The following is a 16,094-nucleotide window of genomic DNA, read 5'->3' as shown; positions in this document are numbered from 1 at the left end:
AGGATGCCTCAGACCGTTGCTACCTTGGTAATGGCCGCGTCGATGCGTTTCAAGGCCTGCTCACGGCCGGCCAGGTACACGGTGTGGGAAATGTCAGGGCTGACCTGGGTACCGGTGATGGCCACGCGCAGCGGCTGGGCGACCTTGCCCATGCCGATCTCCAGCGCGGCGGCCGTGTCGTGCAGGGCCGTGCCGACCGCTTCGGCCGTCCATTCCGGCAGCGCCGCCAGCAGTTCACGGGCCTTGCCCAGGGCGACCTCGGCCCCGGCCTTGAAGTGCTTGGCCACTGCGGCTTCGTCGTAGTCGTTCAGCGGCTGGTACCAGACCACGGCCTTCTCGGCCATTTCCTTCAGGGTCTGCACGCGTTCACGCAGGGCGATCACCACGTCTACCGGTGCCGGGCCCGCCGCCACGTCCAGGCCCAGCTTCTGCAGCTGGTAGACCAGGTGCGGCACGATGTCGGCCGGCTCCACGGTCTTCAGGAAGTGCTGGTTGACCCAGCCCAGCTTGGCCATGTCCAGGCGCGACGCCTTGGAGTTGCAGTCCTTCACATCGAACAGGTCGATCAGTTCCTGGCGGGTAAACAGTTCCTGGTCACCATGCGACCAGCCCAGGCGGGCCAGGTAGCTCAGCAGTGCGTCCGGCAGGTAGCCGGCATCCCGGTACTGCATCACGTCGGCGGCGCCGGTGCGCTTGGACAGCTTGGCGCCCTGCTCGTCCAGGATCATCGGCATGTGGCCGAACTTCGGCACCGGTGCACCGATGCCTTCGTACAGGTTGATCTGGCGCGGCGTGTTGTTGATGTGGTCGTCACCGCGGATGACCTCGGTGATGCCCATGTCCCAGTCATCCACCACCACCGCGAAGTTGTAGGTGGGATAGCCGTCCGGACGGAAGATGACCATGTCATCCAGTTCGCTGTTGGCGATCTCGATCCGGCCCTTGATCAGGTCATCGAACACCACCGTACCCTGCAGCGGATTCTTGAAGCGGATGACGCGGTTCGGGTCGTCCCGGTATGGCAGGCCCAGCTCGCGCGCGGCACCGTTGTAGCGCGGCTTTTCCTGCCTGGCCATGGCGGCTTCGCGCATCGCGTCCAGCTCTTCCCGGGTTTCATAGGCGTAGTAGGCCTTGCCGTCGGCAATCAGCTGCTCGGCGACTTCCCGGTAACGGGCCACCCGGTCGGTCTGGTAGATCGGACCTTCGTCGTAGTCCAGGCCCAGCCACTCCATCGCCTCCAGGATGGCGTCGATCGCCCCCTGGGTGCTGCGTTCACGGTCGGTATCCTCGATGCGCAGCACGAACTCGCCGCCGCGGTGGCGGGCCTCCAGCCAGCAGTACAGCGCGGTGCGGGCGCCACCGATATGCAGATAACCGGTAGGACTGGGGGCGAAGCGGGTGCGGCAGGTCATGTGGGGCTCGAGGAACGGGAATTCCCCGATTTTACCACCAGCCCCGCGCCGGCACGGAGGGACGGACGGAGTCCGCCCCTCCGGCTCACGTCACGGCTGCGGCTCGGCCTTGCGCGGGAACGACTGCTCTCGCATCGCCGCGTTGTAGGCAAAGGAGGCCACGATGGCCGCTGCCTGCTTGAGATCTTCGGGCTCGGCGTGGTCCCAGGTGTCCAGATGGCTGTGGTGGACATTGGTGAAGTAATCCAGCCGGTCCTGGATGAACTGGAAGCCGGGCAGGCCGATGCGATCGAAGCTGATGTGGTCGGTGCTGCCGGTGTTGCGGGTCGCCACCGTGGTGGCGCCGACATCATGGAACGGGGCGAGCCAGGCCTCGAAGATCGGCATCGCCGCCAGGTTCTCCTGCGCGTAGATGCCACGGAAGCGGCCGGAGCCGTTGTCCATGTTGAAGTAGACCTGGAACTTGCTGTAGTCGCGGGTCTTGCGCAGCGGTCCGGTGGGGTCGCGCAGCGAGGCCGGCAACGCCTTCTGCGCAGCGTCCACCGGTTCCGGGAACTGGCCGAAGTGCTTGGCGACGTAGGCCTGCGAGCCGATCAGGCCCTGCTCCTCGCCGCTCCACAGCGCCACCCGGATGGTGCGCCGGGGCTTGGCACCGGTGGCCTTGAGGATGCGCATGGCTTCCATCATCACCGCCACGCCGGCCGCGTTGTCGGCCGCGCCGGTGCCGCTGTGCCAGGAATCGAGGTGCGCGCCGATCATCACCACCTCATCCGGCCTGCTGCTGCCCCGGATCTCCGCCAGCGTGTTGTAGCCGGGCTGATCGCTGTCGTCGGTGAAACGCGCGCTCACGTCCACCCGCAGGCGCACGGGCTGCTTGGCCTCCAGTGCACGCACCAGCGGATTGAAGTGCTCGGCGATCATCGCCAGCTCCGGAATGCCGACCGATTCCCCGGCCTTGCGCGAGCCGCCACCGGCCACGCGGATGATCCCGTTGTCCCAGCTGCTGATGCTGATCGAGGCCAGTGCGCCTTCCTCGACGAAGAAGGTGTTGACCTTGGCCGCAAGCGCCTGCCGCTCCTGGTACTCCTTCACCCGCTTGGCGCGCTCGGCGGTGGCGTCCTTGTCCTTGGGCAGGGTGAACTCCTGCAGTCCCTCCAGCGAGGTGGCGTCGTGACGATGCGAGTCCGGCTCGGTACCCCGCTTGTACTCGCGCGCCTCGCCGAGCAGCAGGATCTTCCCGCGCAGCTTGCCGCGGTACTTCTCGATGTCTTCCGGCTTCTTGATGTCCACCTGTACCAGCTCGCCCTCGACCGGTCCTCCGGTGCCCGGCGTCCAGGCCTTGGGCAGTGCGTGCAGCGGCATCACGCGGTCACCGAGCATCTCCACGCTGGCCGAGGTGAACTCCCAGCCACGGCCGAAGTCATCGAACGCTTCGTCGTGGACATTGTCCAGCTTCCATTCGGTGAACTTGCTGCGGGTCCACGCGTTTGCGCGCCCCATCGCCGGGGAGTTGGTCAGGCGCGGCCCGATGCGCTCGGTGAGATAGCTGAAGGTGTCCATCACCTGCGAGCGATGGAACGCCTCCTGGCGGATGCGGCTGACCATGTCCAGGTCCACCGGCTCGCGCTGCTGCGCCATCGCATTGCCGCTCATCGCCAGCGCAACCGCCAGCACACCCCACTTCAGCACATCCCACCCCTGCCCTTCGGCTCGATCATCAACCCCTCGAGTCTAGCCAGCGGGGGCGCCCGACCCCCGTCCCATCGGTCATGGGCGGTGCAGGCGCCTCATCCGCTCCAGCCCAGCCACAGCTGGGCGCGCATGGGCAGCAGCAGCAACCAGTGCCGCCGGTCGATGCTGCTGCAGCCGTAAACCGCAGCATGCGCAGGCCAGTCGCCGGGCAGGCCGGCGATGCCGATCTCGGCCAATGCCCCCGGCCCGGCCTTCCAGGGCCGGTAGCGCGGCACCTTTCCACCCAGCACTCCACGTCCCTGCCGTGCACCGTCCAGCCACTCCAGCCCCTGCCCCAGCACTCCTTCGCAGGTGGCCGCCGCCAGCTGGAAGCGGACCAGGCCGGGGGGCGATCCGCGCCCCCGGCAGGGCCGCCAGCACGCCATGCGCCTGCAGCAGTGCATCCACTTCGAGCAGAGCCGGAATGCCCTGCTGGGCTCTCAGCCGCAATCCCTGGCGCCATCCCATCGCGATCTCCTCACTTTGCTTCCGCGCCCAGCGCATACCAGTCCACGCGGCGGGTCACCCACATCGCCAGCGCCAGAATCACGAACAGCAGCAGCGAGCCCATCAGCAGCGCGTTGTTCTCCGAGACCAGCAGCCCGTAAAGCGCGCCATACAGCACGGTCAGCAGCGCGGCGAAGCCCAGACCGCGCTTCCAGTGACCGAGCACGTTGGCCAGGTACACCGCCTGCAGGCCGATGCAGGCCGCCGCCGAGACCAGATACGCCTTCCAGAAGGCGATGTGCTCGGACAGGCTGATCAGCAGCAGGAAGAAGATCGCCAGTGCCAGGCCCACCATCAGGTACTGCAGCGGGTGGATGCGCAGCGATTTGATCAGCTCGAACAGAATGAAGCCGACGAAGGTGAGCAGCACGAACAGCACGCCGTACTTGGAGGCGCGATCCGCCTGTGTGTAGGCGTCGACCGGATCGACCAGCGACACGCTGACCGCCTGCGACGCCACCTCGCCATCGCCGCGCAGCTGGCGCTGGGCATCGGAGGCCAGCGAGGACACCGCCCAGCGTGCGTCGAAGCCCTGCGCATCGACGCGGCGTTCGTTCGGCAGGAAGGCGCCGGCGAAGGACGGATGCGGCCAGCGCGACCGCAGTGCGATGCGGTTGTCATCGCCTACCGGCACGACCGACAGCATGCGGCTGCCGTCCAGCCGCAGTTCCAGCTCCACCGTGCTCGCTGCCAGCAGCCCGCCCTGCACCGCGGCAAAACCCGCCACGGGCGCATGCAGGCCACGCCCCAGTTCCGCAGCGGCGCCGACGCCCGGCAGCAGGCGTACCTGGCGGCCATCCACGCGCAGGTTGGGCGTGCCGACCAGACCACGCGCATCGGACACCCCCAGCGCCACATAGGGCTGGCCATAGGTGCGGCCTGGCTTGACCGGATAGTCGTCAGCCGCGAAAGAGGCCTTCAACTGGCCGTTCCAGCTGTACACCGGCACCTTGAACAGCCCGACCTCACGCTGGCTGGGCAGCATCTCGCCGCCAACGTCGAGCGAGGCCGGCATCTGCAGCCAGTGCCCTTCGCTGACCTGCACCTCGGTCTTCTTGTTGCCCTTGGCGTCGACGACTTCCACCTGCTGGCGCTCCACCCACGGCACCACCCGCACCGGCCCCACCAGCTGCTGCGCGCCGGCGCGGCTGTCAGCGACCCGCGCGAAGGCTTCGTCCCGGTATTGACTGCGCTCGTTGATCACGCTGCGGATCATCATCAGCGGAATCAGCAGCAGCAGGATCAGCCCGCCGACAATGGCGAACCGCAGCAGCATCTTCAGGGATTTCATGGTCCATCCTCGTTGGAGAGGGCTGCAGCATGGACCGTGACGGTGAGCGGGGTTTGTGGCGAATTTGAAGCGGATGTGAAGTCAGCGCCGCGTGCGCGGGCCGGGCATGCCCAGCGGCAACCACAGGCTGGCCACGGTCCCGCCGCCGTCGCGGGCCTGCAGCTGGACACGGCCATCGTGCAGGCGCGCTACTTCCTGCACGAACGGCAGCCCGAGGCCGGAGCTGCGGCGGCCACTGCCGGGACGGGCCAACGAGTAGAAGCGCTCGAACACGCGGTCACGGGCATAGTCGGGAATGCCGGCCCCCCGGTCGGCCACCTGCAGGCGCACGCCGCCGTCCTCAACCTGTGCCTGCAGCACCACCTGCGTCCCCGATGGAGAGAAGGCAACCGCGTTGTCGACCAGGTTGTTCAGCGCCTGCCGCAGCAGATAGGCATCACCCTGAATGCTCAGATCCGCCACGGCATCAGTGCGTACCTCGACGCCGGCCGCCTGCACGTGCACCTGCGCGGCTGCGACGGTCTGCTGCAGCAGCTCCGGCAGTGCGATCGGCGCACGCGTCTGCAGCCAGCCATGCTGCTCCACTTCGGCCAGCGCCAGCAGCTTGTCGATGGTTTCGGTCAACCGCTCCTGCTGCTCGAGGATGCTGCGCGCGAAGTGGGCACGGTCGGCATCGGCCATCGGTTCCTGCAGCAGCTCGGCGGCACCGCGTATCGCGGCCAGTGGACTCTTCATTTCGTGCGTCAGCGACTGCACATACTGCTCGACGTAGGCCTTGCCTTCGAGTTTGCGCCGCATGGTCTCCAGCGCCTGGCCGAGATCACCGATCTCATCGCGGCGGCGGCGTGGCGGCGGCACCGGCTCACCGGCGGTGACCGCGCGCGCATAGCGGCTGAGCTGGCCCAGGCCGGTGGTCAACCACATCGTCACCAGCACCCCGACCAGCGCCGAGAGTCCTATCAGCCATGCGCCGCGTTCGATGATGGCGCGCTGGCTGGCCGCAATGAACGGATCGATGCTGCGGTTGGGCTGGGCCAGGGTGAGCACGCCGATGAGAGTGCGGCCATCGCCCGGGTCGTACACCGGCGCGGCCACATGCATCACGGTGTTGCCCTCCTCGCCCGGCGTCTCCGGGCTGGAGCGGGCGCCGTACTCGCCGCGCAGGGTGCGGTAGACATCGTTCCAGCGCGAGTTGTCACGACCGACGTCGCGGCCCAGCGAATCGTAGATCACGATGCCTTTCGCATCGGTGATCGTCACCCGGTAATCGAGGGCGCGCTTGGGAAAGCGCCACACCATCGCTTTCAGGTCACGCTGCCGCGCCTTGGCCAGGTTGCGGGTGAAAGTCCCGCTGTTGATGGTGCCTGCCTTGACGTCCGCCGCCGCCATCTCGGCCAGCACGTTGGCTGCATCGACCAGGGTCGATTCCATCGCCTGGCGCACGCCCGGCTTCACTTCGTTGACGAACACGCGCATGACGAAGAACGCGGCGATGCCCACGATCAGGAAGAAGCCCAGGAACAGCTTCATCACCAGACGCATCGCTCACACCTCCAGGGCGTAGCCCAGGCCACGGTGGGTCCGGATCGGGTCGGTGCTGGCGCCGGCCGCGCGCAGCTTGGCACGCAGGGTCTTGACGTGCGTATCGACCGTGCGGTCGGCGCTGTCGGCACTGCTGTCCCAGCCGCGGTCCATCAGCTGGGCGCGGCTGAGGATGGCCCCGGGGCGTTGCAGCAGGGCTTCCAGCAGTGCGTACTCGTAGCGGGTCAGGTCCAGCGCCTGGCCGTGGAAGCGGACACGCCGGCCCTCGCGGTCGATGGCGAAGGCGCCATGCGTCTGCCAGCCCGCATCGGTGTCGCTGGCAGCAAGCGCCGCCCGCCGCACCCGCGCGCGCACCCGCGCCACCAGCTCGCGCGGCGAGAACGGCTTGGCCATGTAGTCGTCGGCGCCCAGCTCCAGGCCCAGCACCCGGTCCAGCTCGTCGTTGCGGGCGGTCAGGAAGATCACCGGCAGCTGCGCCTGCGGCCCGGGCAGCGCACGCAGCCGACGGCAGACCTCGAAGCCGCTCAGGTCCGGCAGGCCTACATCCAGCACCACCACATCGATACCACCGTCCCGCAGCCGTTGCAGGGCATCGCTGCCGAGCAGGCAGTGACTGGCCAGGTAGCCCTCGCTGCGCAGCGCGTAGAGCACGGTTTCGGCGATGGCGGCTTCGTCCTCGACCACCAGGACATGGGCAACGGTAGCTGTCATGGCGCGCAGCATAGCCGCTGCGGCCGCCGCCCCGTACACTGCCCCCATGAATTACCGCCATGCCTTCCACGCCGGCAACCATGCCGATGTCCTCAAGCACATCGTGCAGCTGGCCCTGATCGACAGCTTCAAGCGCAAGGACAGCCCGTTCTTCGTGCTGGACACCCACGGCGGCGCTGGCCGCTATCTGCTGGCCAGCGAAGAGAGCCGCAAGACGCTGGAGGCCGAATCCGGGGTCATGCGCCTGATGGCGCAGCCGAAGCTGCCGGACGTGGTCGAGCGCTACCTGAAGGCCGTGCAGGCCGACAATCCGGTCGGCGCGCTGACCAACTACCCCGGCTCGCCCCTGCTCACCGCCCAGGCCATGCGTGCGCAGGACCGGATGGCGGTATGCGAGCTGCAGGAAGACGAAGCAGGCACGCTCAAGGCCCTGTTCGCCCATGACAGCCGGGTCGGCGTGCACCCGGGCGACGGCTATGCACTGCTGCGCTCGCTGCTGCCGCCGAAGGTCAACGGCAGCAAGATCGGCCGCGGCCTGGTGCTGATCGACCCGCCCTACGAGGCCCAGGACGCCGAGTACCAGCGCATCCTGGCAGCGCTGGCCGAGACGCTGGCGCGCTGGCCGCAGGCCACCTGCGCGGTGTGGTTCCCGATCAAGCAGCGCCGCACGATCCTGCATTTCCTGCGCAAGGCCACTGCCTTGCCGGTCAAGTCGGCAGTGACCATCGAGTTCCTGGTACGCCCCGACGACTCACCGCTGCGCCTCAACGGCAGCGGCATGCTGGTGCTCAACGCCCCCTGGCAGTTCGACCGGGCGGTCGGTCCGGCCCTGCCGGCGCTGCGCCAGCACCTGGGTGAGCCCGGCGCCAGCACCCGCCTGGATTGGCTCAAGGCACCTGAATAATGGCCTTCACGAGGCTGTACGCCCGTGAGCCTTTTGTTCACGGAAGACAGCCCCGGTGATGCCACAATCGATGGACCACCAAGGAATCACCCGGTATGGCCACTCGCAACCGCATGCCGCCCTGGCATGAGATCTTCAAGGCTCCCAGCGGCCACGAGCTGCTGATCCGCCCCATCCGCCCGGAAGACAGCGCGCCGCTGCAAGCGGCCTTCAGCCTGTTCGGGCCGGAAGAAATCCGCGACCGTTTCCTGCAGGCGGTGACCGAGCTGTCACCGGAAACCACGCAGCGCCTGACCCATCCGAATCCCAAGACCGAGATCACCCTGGTCGCGGCCGAGTCCCTGCCCGCCGGTGAGGCCGTGGTCGGTGCGGTCGCCCGGGCCTCGATCATCCCCGGTACCCGCGAAGCCGAGTACGCGATCCTGATCAGCCGCTTCCTCATCGGCCAGGGCCTGGGCCGGCAGCTGATGCGCAAGCTGGTGAAGTGGGGCCGGGGCAAGTACCTGGATCGCCTGTACGGCGATGTGGCGGCCGAGAACGAGCCGATGAAGCAGCTGGCCGCCTCGCTGGGCTTCAAGCCCGTTCCGCACCCGAACGGCACCGAAGGGCTGGTGCGTATGGTGCTGGAACTGGACAACTGACGGTGACGCCGGGCGCGGCCCGGCGATGCCGTTGCAGCCACTGCGCCCTCCGGGCATGGCCCGGCGCTGCCCGCTCACGCAGCAATCATGGGGCGGGTGGAGGCTTCTGCTAAAATCCGCGGTCCATGTCGCGTACTTCATACCCCGCCCCGCCGCTGCCGCGCGCCGGCCAGCTCCGCGCCTGGTGGCGCGCCCCCGCTTCACCGACCGCCCTGGCCTGGTACCTGGCCCAGGCGGCGCGCGCGCATGACGCGCCGTTGCTGGTGGTTGCCCGTGACAACCACGGCGCCAACCAGCTCGAAGCCGATCTGCAGACCCTGCTGGGCAACGATCCCGCGCTGCCGGTGATCGCCTTCCCGGACTGGGAAACCCTGCCCTACGACCGCTTCAGCCCGCATCCGGACATCATCTCGCAGCGCCTGGCGGCCCTGCACCGCCTGCCTTCGCTCAAGCGCGGCCTGGTGGTGGTGCCGGTCCAGACCCTGCTGCAGCAGCTGGCCCCGCGCAGCTACGTGATCGGCGGCAGCTTCGACCTGAAGGTCGGCCAGCGCCTGGACCTGGAGGCCGAGAAACGCCGCCTGGAAAGCGCGGGCTACCGCAACGTGCCGCAGGTGATGGACCCCGGTGACTTCGCCGTGCGCGGCGGCCTGCTCGATGTGTTCCCGATGGGCGCCGACGAGCCCTTGCGGGTGGAGCTGCTGGACGAGGACATCGACTCGATCCGCGCCTTCGACCCGGAAAGCCAGCGCTCGCTGGACAGGGTCGAGTCGGTGCACATGCTGCCCGGCCGCGAAGTACCGATGGATGAGGCCAGCATCGGCCGCGTGCTGGCCGCCCTGCGTGAACGCTTCGATGTCGACACGCGCCGCAGCGCGCTGTACCAGGACCTCAAGTCCGGGTTGGCCCCGGCCGGCATCGAGTACTACCTGCCGCTGTTCTTCGACCGCACCGCCAGCCTGTTCGACTACCTGCCTGCCGGCAGCCTGCCGGTGGTGTGTGCCGGCGCAGGCGAAGCCGCCGACGCGTTCTGGGCACAGACCGGCGAACGCTACGAGCAGCGCCGCCACGATGTCGAGCGCCCACTGCTACCGCCCTCGGCGCTGTACCTTTCGCCTGAGCAGCTGCGCGAGCGGCTGAACGACGCGCCACGCATCGAAGTATGGGCCGCCGACCATGCGCGCATCGCCGATGCACATGCGCTGGGCGACCAGCCCCTGCCGGCGCTGCCGGTAGCGGCCCGCGAAGCACCCGCTGGCGACGCGCTGAAATCCTTCCTCGGCCACTACCCCGGCCGGGTACTGATCGCCGCAGATTCACCGGGCCGCCGCGAAGCCCTGCTGGAAGTGCTGCAGGCGGCCGAACTGAAGCCGCCGGTGGTTGCCGACCTGCCCGCCTTCCTCGCCAGCGATGTGCGCTTTGCCATCACCGTGGCGCCGCTGGAAGATGGCTTCGCCCTGGACGATCCGCGCCTGGCGGTCCTGACCGAACGCCAGCTGTTCCCCGAGCGCGCCGGTAGTACCCGCCGCACGCGCCGCGCCGGCCGCGAACCGGAAGCGATCATCCGTGACCTGGGCGAGCTGACCGAAGGCGCGCCGATCGTGCACGAGGATCATGGCGTGGGCCGTTATCGCGGCCTGATCGCGATGGACGTCGGTGGCATGCCGGGCGAGTTCCTGGAAATCGAGTATGCCAAGGGCGACCGCCTGTACGTGCCGGTCGCACAGCTGCATCTCATCAGCCGCTACTCCGGCGCATCCGCGGAGACCGCGCCCCTGCATTCGCTCGGGGGCGAGCAGTGGACCAAGGCCAAGCGCAAGGCCGCCGAGAAGGTGCGCGACGTCGCCGCCGAACTGCTGGAAATCCAGGCGCGCCGGCAGGCACGTGCCGGACTGGCCCTGCAGGTCGACCGCGCGATGTACGAACCATTCGCCGCCGGCTTCCCGTTCGAGGAGACACCCGACCAGCTGGCCGCCATCGACGCGACCCTGCGCGACCTCGCCAGCAGCCAGCCGATGGACCGCGTGGTCTGCGGCGATGTGGGCTTCGGCAAGACCGAGGTCGCTGTGCGCGCCGCGTTCGCCGCTGCCAGTGCCGGCAAGCAGGTGGCGGTGCTGGTGCCGACCACGCTGCTGGCCGAACAGCACTACCGCAACTTCCGCGACCGCTTCGCCGATTACCCGCTCAAGGTGGAAGTGCTGTCGCGCTTCAAGAGCACCAAGGAGATCAAGGCCGAACTGGAGAAGGTCGCTGCCGGCACCATCGATGTCATCGTGGGCACCCACCGCCTGCTGCAGCCGGACGTGAAGTTCAAGGATCTGGGCATGGTCATCGTCGACGAGGAACAACGGTTCGGCGTACGCCAGAAGGAGGCGCTGAAGGCGTTGCGTGCCAACGTGCACCTGCTGACCCTGACCGCCACGCCGATCCCGCGCACGCTGAACATGGCCATGGCCGGTCTTCGCGACCTGTCGATCATCGCCACGCCGCCGCCGAACCGGCTGGCGGTACAGACCTTCATCACGCAATGGGACAACGCGCTGCTGCGCGAGGCCTTCCAGCGCGAACTGGCGCGTGGTGGCCAGCTGTACTTCCTGCACAACGACGTGGAGAGCATCGGCCGCATGCAGCGCGAGCTGTCCGAACTCGTGCCGGAAGCGCGCATCGGCATCGCCCATGGCCAGATGCCGGAGCGCGAACTGGAAAAGGTGATGCTGGATTTCCAGAAGCAGCGCTTCAACGTGCTGCTGTCGACCACGATCATCGAGTCGGGCATCGACATCCCCAACGCCAACACCATCATCATCAACCGCGCTGACCGCTTCGGCCTGGCCCAGCTGCACCAGCTGCGCGGCCGCGTGGGGCGTTCGCACCACCGCGCCTACGCCTACCTGATCACGCCTGACCGCCGTGCGATCACCCCGGATGCCGAGAAGCGCCTGGAAGCCATCGCCTCCATGGACGAGCTGGGCGCCGGCTTCACCCTGGCCACGCACGATCTGGAAATCCGCGGTGCCGGTGAACTGCTCGGCGAGGACCAGAGCGGGCAGATGGCCGAAGTCGGCTTCAGCCTGTATACCGAGCTCCTGGAGCGCGCGGTACGCAGCATCAAGCAGGGCAAGCTGCCGGACCTGGATGCCGGCGAGGAAGTGCGCGGTGCCGACGTCGAGCTGCATGTGCCGGCCCTGATTCCGGAAGACTACCTGCCGGACGTGCATACCCGCCTGACGCTGTACAAGCGCATTTCCAGCGCGCGCGACAACGATGCGCTGCGCGAGCTGCAGGTCGAGATGATCGATCGCTTCGGCCTGCTGCCGGACCCGGCCAAGCACCTGTTCGCGGTTGCCGAGCTGAAGCTGCGGGCCAACGCGCTGGGCATCCGCAAGCTGGACCTGGGCGAGAACGGTGGCCGCATCGTGTTCGAATCGAAGCCGGACATCGACCCGATGGCCGTGATCCAGCTGATCCAGAAGCAGCCGAACCTGTATGCGATGGAAGGCCCGGACAAGCTCCGCATCAAGCACCCGCTACCCTTGCCGGAAGACCGCTTCAATGCGGCCCGCGCCCTGCTGACGACCCTCGCCCCGGGTTGATTTCCCACCGCCACCACCCCGCACCGGCCCCACCCGGTGCGGGCGGACGACCATGCTGCCTGACGCCGTACCCGCCCCCGACCTGCTGCACGCACAGGCCTGCCTGATCGATGCCCTGGCCATGTCGCTGCAGATGCGCGATGCCTACACCCGCCATCACTGTGACCGGGTCGGCCGGCTGGCCCAGCGCCTGGCCGTGCACTGCGACCTGGACCAGGAGGCCGGGACGCGGGTCGCGCTGGCCGCGCGATTCCATGACATCGGCAAGATCGGCATTCCCGACGACGTGCTGCTGAGCCCTCGCCGGCACACCGAACAGGAGCGCGCGATCATGCGTGAGCATCCCGTGCGTGGCGAGCACATCTTCCTGACCACCGGCCGCAGCGATGCCGCCGCGGTGGCCAGGCTGATCCGGGCCCATCACGAGGCATTCGACGGCAGCGGCTATCCCGACGGCCTGCACGGCGAGCACATCCCGCTGGGCGCGCGCATTGTCACGCTCGCCGACGCCTACGATGCGATGACCAGTGATCGTCCGTACCGGGCGGCGATGGCGCACGGAACGGCACTGCGCATCCTCGATGACCAGGCCGGCGGCCTGATCGACCCCTACGTGCTGCAGCGCTTCCATCGCCTGCTGGCGCAGGAACCTGCGCTGGCCTGAGATCCGGCGCCACCGGGCGAACAGACAAAAGGCCCGGCTTGCGCCGGGCCTTTCGCATCACGCTTCACGTGTGATCGGTTACCAGATCACCACGCGCTTGTCGTCGGCACGCACCATCGCGTCACCGGCCTTGCACTGGAACGCAGCCGCGAACGACGGCATGTTCGAGGGCGCACCGTTGGCGCGGAAGTTGGCCGGCGCGTGCGGATCGGTGTTCAGGCGCACGCGCAGTTCGCCATCGGTGAAGTTGCGACGCCACACGGTGGCCCAGTTCATGAAGAAGCGCTGGTCCTGGCTGTAGCCATCGACCTCGACGTTCGCCTTCGGATCTTCCTTCAGCGCCATCTGCAGCGCGTCATAGGCAACGGTCAGGCCGCCCAGGTCGCCGATGTTCTCGCCCAAGGTCAGCTTGCCCTTCACATTCACGCCGGGCACCGCTTCGTAGCCATCGAACTGCGCGACCAGCTGGTCGGTACGTTCGGTGAACGCCTTGCGGTCGGCATCGGTCCACCAGTTGTCGAAGTTGCCGTTGGCGGCGAACTGGCTGCCCGAATCGTCATAGCCGTGCATCATCTCGTGGCCGATCACCGCGCCGATGCCGCCGTAGTTCAGTGCCGGATCGGCCTTGGCGTCGAAGAACGGCGCCTGCAGGATCGCTGCCGGGAACACGATCTCGTTCTTGGTGGCGTTGTAGTAGGCGTTGACGGTCTGCGGCGTCATGCCCCACTCGGTCCTGTCCACCGGCTTGCCGATCTTGTCCAGCATGTAGCGGTAGTTGAACGCACGCGCCGCCTGCATGTTGCCGAGGTAGCTGTCGCCGTTGGTCTGCAGGCCTGCCCAGTCACGCCACTTGTCCGGGTAACCGATCTTCGGGGTGAAGCTGGCCCACTTCTCCAGTGCCTTCTTCTTGGTTTCCTCGCCCATCCACGGCAGCTGCTCCAGGCGCACCTTCAACGCCTGCGACAGGTTTTCCACCAAGTGCTGCATGGCCACCTTCGACTCGGCCGGGAATACGGCGTCGACGTACAGCTGGCCCAGCGCCTCACCCATGCCGCCGTTGACCGACTCCAGCACGCGCTTCCAGCGCGGCTGCATTTCCTTCTGGCCACGCAGGGTGGTGCCATAGAAATCGAAGTTGGCCTTCTCGAACTGGCTGCTCAGGTACGGCGAGGCGTCGTCGATGGTGTGGAAGCGCAGGTAGGCCTGCCAGGTGCTGGCCGGCACATCGGCCAGCATCTTGTCCATCTCGGAGAAGAAGCCCGGCTGGGCCAGCGAGAACTTCTGCGCGGCCGGCACCTTCAGGGTGTCGAACAGCGCGGTCCAGCTGAAATTCGGGGTCAGCCTGTCGGCGTCGGCAGCACTGAGCGGGTTGTAGCGCTTGGCCGGGTCACGCATTTCGATGCGCGACATGGACGCCTTGGCCAAGCGGGTTTCGAAGGCCATCACGGCCTTGGCCTGCTCGGCGGCCTGCGCGGCGTCCACGCCGGACAGGGTCAGCACCTGCGCGATGTAGGCCACGTAGGCGTCGCGGATCCTGGCCTGCGCATCATCGAAGTAGTAGCCCTTCTCCGGCAGGCCGAGGCCGCCCTGGCCGACGTAGGCGATGACATTGGCCGAATCCTTGTAATCGGCATTGGCGAACAGCGAGAACAGCACGCCCTTGCCCTCGGCCTGGCTGTCGCGCAGGTACTGGGTGAGGGTGGCGGTGTCCTTCAGCGCGGCGATCTTGTCGAGCTGCGGCTGCAGCGGCGCCAGGCCCGCAGCCTCGATCTTCGCTTCGTCGTTGCCGGTCTTCCAGATGTCGCCGATCTTGGCTTCCACCGAACCGGCCTTGGCCTGGCTGGCGGCAGCCTGCTGTACCAGCGCATGCTGCACTTCCAGCGAGCGCTCGCGCAGGATTTCGAAGCTGCCCCAGGTGGTCTGGTCGCCCGGTACCGGATTGGCCTTCAGCCACTTGCTGTTGACGAAGCCATTGAGGTCGGTGCAGGCCGCGATGGCCGGATCGAGATCGGCGCTGTTGAGCGAGATCAGCGGCGTCTTGATCTGTGACAGGTCGAAGGCCGGCGTAGCGTCGGCACTGGTCGCCGGTGCAGTTTCGTTCTTGCCACACGCAGCCAGGGAGGCGGCGATGGCGATGGTCAGGCCCAGCGGGGCCAGGTTGCGGACGTTCATGAGGCTCTCCTGCGGGTAATTCCACAGGGTAGACGGGGACGCCCGCGGCAGGGACCGGCCAAAGGTCACAGAGCGCTCGTCATGTGGCGCCGAGCCCTGCTCTGCGCCACAAAAAGCGAAGGCCGGCGTGCGCCGGCCTTCCGATTCCTACTTGGCCTTGCCTTGGTTGGCCACGGCCTCAGCGGCCTTGCGCGCCGCTTCCGGGTCGCCCAGGTAGCGGAACGACTGCACGGTCAGGTCATCGTTCAGTTCGAACAGCAGCGGAATGCCGGTCGGAATGTTCAGCTCGAGGATTTCCTCGCGCGAAACATTGTTGAGGTACTTGTACAGCGCGCGCAGCGAGTTGCCGTGGGCGGTGACCAGCACCGTCTTGCCGTCCTTCAGCTGCGGCGCGATGGCGTCGTGCCAGTACGGCAGCACGCGGTCGAGGGTGGTGGCCAGCGATTCGGTACCCGGCAGCGCGTTGCGGTCCAGCCCGGCGTAGCGACGGTCGTGGATCGGATGGCCCGGGTCTTCCAGATCCATCGGCGGCGGCGGGATGTCATAGGAGCGACGCCACACCTTGACCTGCTCCTCGCCGTGCTTTGCAGCGGTCTCGGCCTTGTCCAGGCCCTGCAGGCCGCCGTAATGGCGCTCGTTGAGACGCCAGGATTTGTTCACCGGCAGCCAGTCCTGCTCCAGCTCGGCCAGGGCGCCCTGCAGGGTGTGGATGGCGCGCTTCAACACCGAGGTGTGGGCGACGTCGAACTGCAGGCCTTCCTCGCGCATCAGGCGGCCAGCGGCGGCCGCTTCCCGGCGCCCCTGCTCCGTCAGGTCGACATCGACCCAGCCGGTGAAACGGTTGTCCAGGTTCCACTGGCTCTGGCCATGGCGCAACAGTACGAGTTTACGGGTCACTGCAGGATCTCCAACGCGAGGAAAGGCAGGCC

At 67.6% G+C, this 16,094-nt stretch carries 11 protein-coding genes and 1 pseudogene; 4 read left to right on the top strand and 8 right to left on the bottom strand.

The window, feature by feature from the left end:
* Positions 1 to 8: 8 nt before the first annotated feature.
* The 6 genes and pseudogenes from gltX to creB all read right to left on the bottom strand — a co-directional run bounded on the left by gltX (position 9) and on the right by creB (position 7,206).
* Positions 9 to 1,412, bottom strand: a complete 1,404-nt coding sequence (gene gltX, locus ACZK08_RS05685) for a glutamate--tRNA ligase (RefSeq protein ID WP_053517391.1) — start codon at positions 1,410 to 1,412, stop codon at positions 9 to 11.
* A 90-nt stretch (positions 1,413 to 1,502) separates the two neighbouring features.
* Entirely contained in the window at positions 1,503 to 3,101 is a 1,599-nt protein-coding gene (locus ACZK08_RS05680; RefSeq protein ID WP_065181153.1) for a M20/M25/M40 family metallo-hydrolase, read from the bottom strand.
* A 98-nt stretch (positions 3,102 to 3,199) separates the two neighbouring features.
* A pseudogene (locus ACZK08_RS05675) lies at positions 3,200 to 3,611 on the bottom strand (hypothetical protein).
* Between the two features lie 10 nt (positions 3,612 to 3,621).
* A complete protein-coding gene (gene creD, locus ACZK08_RS05670) occupies positions 3,622 to 4,941 on the bottom strand; it encodes a cell envelope integrity protein CreD (RefSeq protein WP_065181151.1) in 1,320 nt (439 codons plus the stop codon).
* A gap of 81 nt (positions 4,942 to 5,022) precedes the next feature.
* Positions 5,023 to 6,483: a two-component system sensor histidine kinase CreC gene (gene creC / locus ACZK08_RS05665; protein ID WP_065181150.1), complete on the bottom strand. Its 1,461-nt coding sequence runs from the start codon at positions 6,481 to 6,483 to the stop codon at positions 5,023 to 5,025.
* A gap of 3 nt (positions 6,484 to 6,486) precedes the next feature.
* On the bottom strand, positions 6,487 to 7,206 hold the full coding sequence (gene creB, locus ACZK08_RS05660) for a two-component system response regulator CreB (RefSeq protein ID WP_081284343.1): 720 nt from the start codon (positions 7,204 to 7,206) through the stop codon (positions 6,487 to 6,489).
* 34 nt (positions 7,207 to 7,240) lie between these two features.
* Here creB and ACZK08_RS05655 point away from each other — a divergent pair, with 34 nt between their 5' ends.
* The 4 genes from ACZK08_RS05655 (at position 7,241) to ACZK08_RS05640 (ending at position 12,993) form a co-directional block, all read left to right on the top strand.
* Positions 7,241 to 8,098 carry a 23S rRNA (adenine(2030)-N(6))-methyltransferase RlmJ gene (locus tag ACZK08_RS05655; RefSeq protein WP_053517399.1) on the top strand — a complete coding sequence of 286 codons (858 nt, stop codon included), beginning with the start codon at positions 7,241 to 7,243 and terminating at the stop codon, positions 8,096 to 8,098.
* 95 nt (positions 8,099 to 8,193) lie between these two features.
* Positions 8,194 to 8,739, top strand: a complete 546-nt coding sequence (locus ACZK08_RS05650) for a GNAT family N-acetyltransferase (protein WP_053517384.1) — start codon at positions 8,194 to 8,196, stop codon at positions 8,737 to 8,739.
* Between the two features lie 125 nt (positions 8,740 to 8,864).
* Positions 8,865 to 12,329: a transcription-repair coupling factor gene (gene mfd / locus ACZK08_RS05645; RefSeq protein ID WP_065181149.1), complete on the top strand. Its 3,465-nt coding sequence runs from the start codon at positions 8,865 to 8,867 to the stop codon at positions 12,327 to 12,329.
* Positions 12,330 to 12,381: 52 nt separating this feature from the next.
* On the top strand, positions 12,382 to 12,993 hold the full coding sequence (locus tag ACZK08_RS05640; RefSeq protein WP_065181148.1) for an HD-GYP domain-containing protein: 612 nt from the start codon (positions 12,382 to 12,384) through the stop codon (positions 12,991 to 12,993).
* Between the two features lie 78 nt (positions 12,994 to 13,071).
* On the opposite strand, the gene ACZK08_RS05635 is transcribed toward ACZK08_RS05640, so the two are convergent.
* Both ACZK08_RS05635 and gpmA read right to left on the bottom strand, forming a co-directional pair.
* Positions 13,072 to 15,165 carry a M13 family metallopeptidase gene (locus tag ACZK08_RS05635; protein ID WP_065181147.1) on the bottom strand — a complete coding sequence of 698 codons (2,094 nt, stop codon included), beginning with the start codon at positions 15,163 to 15,165 and terminating at the stop codon, positions 13,072 to 13,074.
* Between the two features lie 147 nt (positions 15,166 to 15,312).
* Positions 15,313 to 16,062 carry a 2,3-diphosphoglycerate-dependent phosphoglycerate mutase gene (gpmA, locus tag ACZK08_RS05630; RefSeq protein WP_014036448.1) on the bottom strand — a complete coding sequence of 250 codons (750 nt, stop codon included), beginning with the start codon at positions 16,060 to 16,062 and terminating at the stop codon, positions 15,313 to 15,315.
* Positions 16,063 to 16,094 lie beyond the last annotated feature (32 nt).

The sequence above is a fragment of the Stenotrophomonas sp. 112478_Sma genome (genome assembly GCF_056479905.1).
This window is presented reverse-complemented; position numbering and strand designations above follow the sequence as displayed.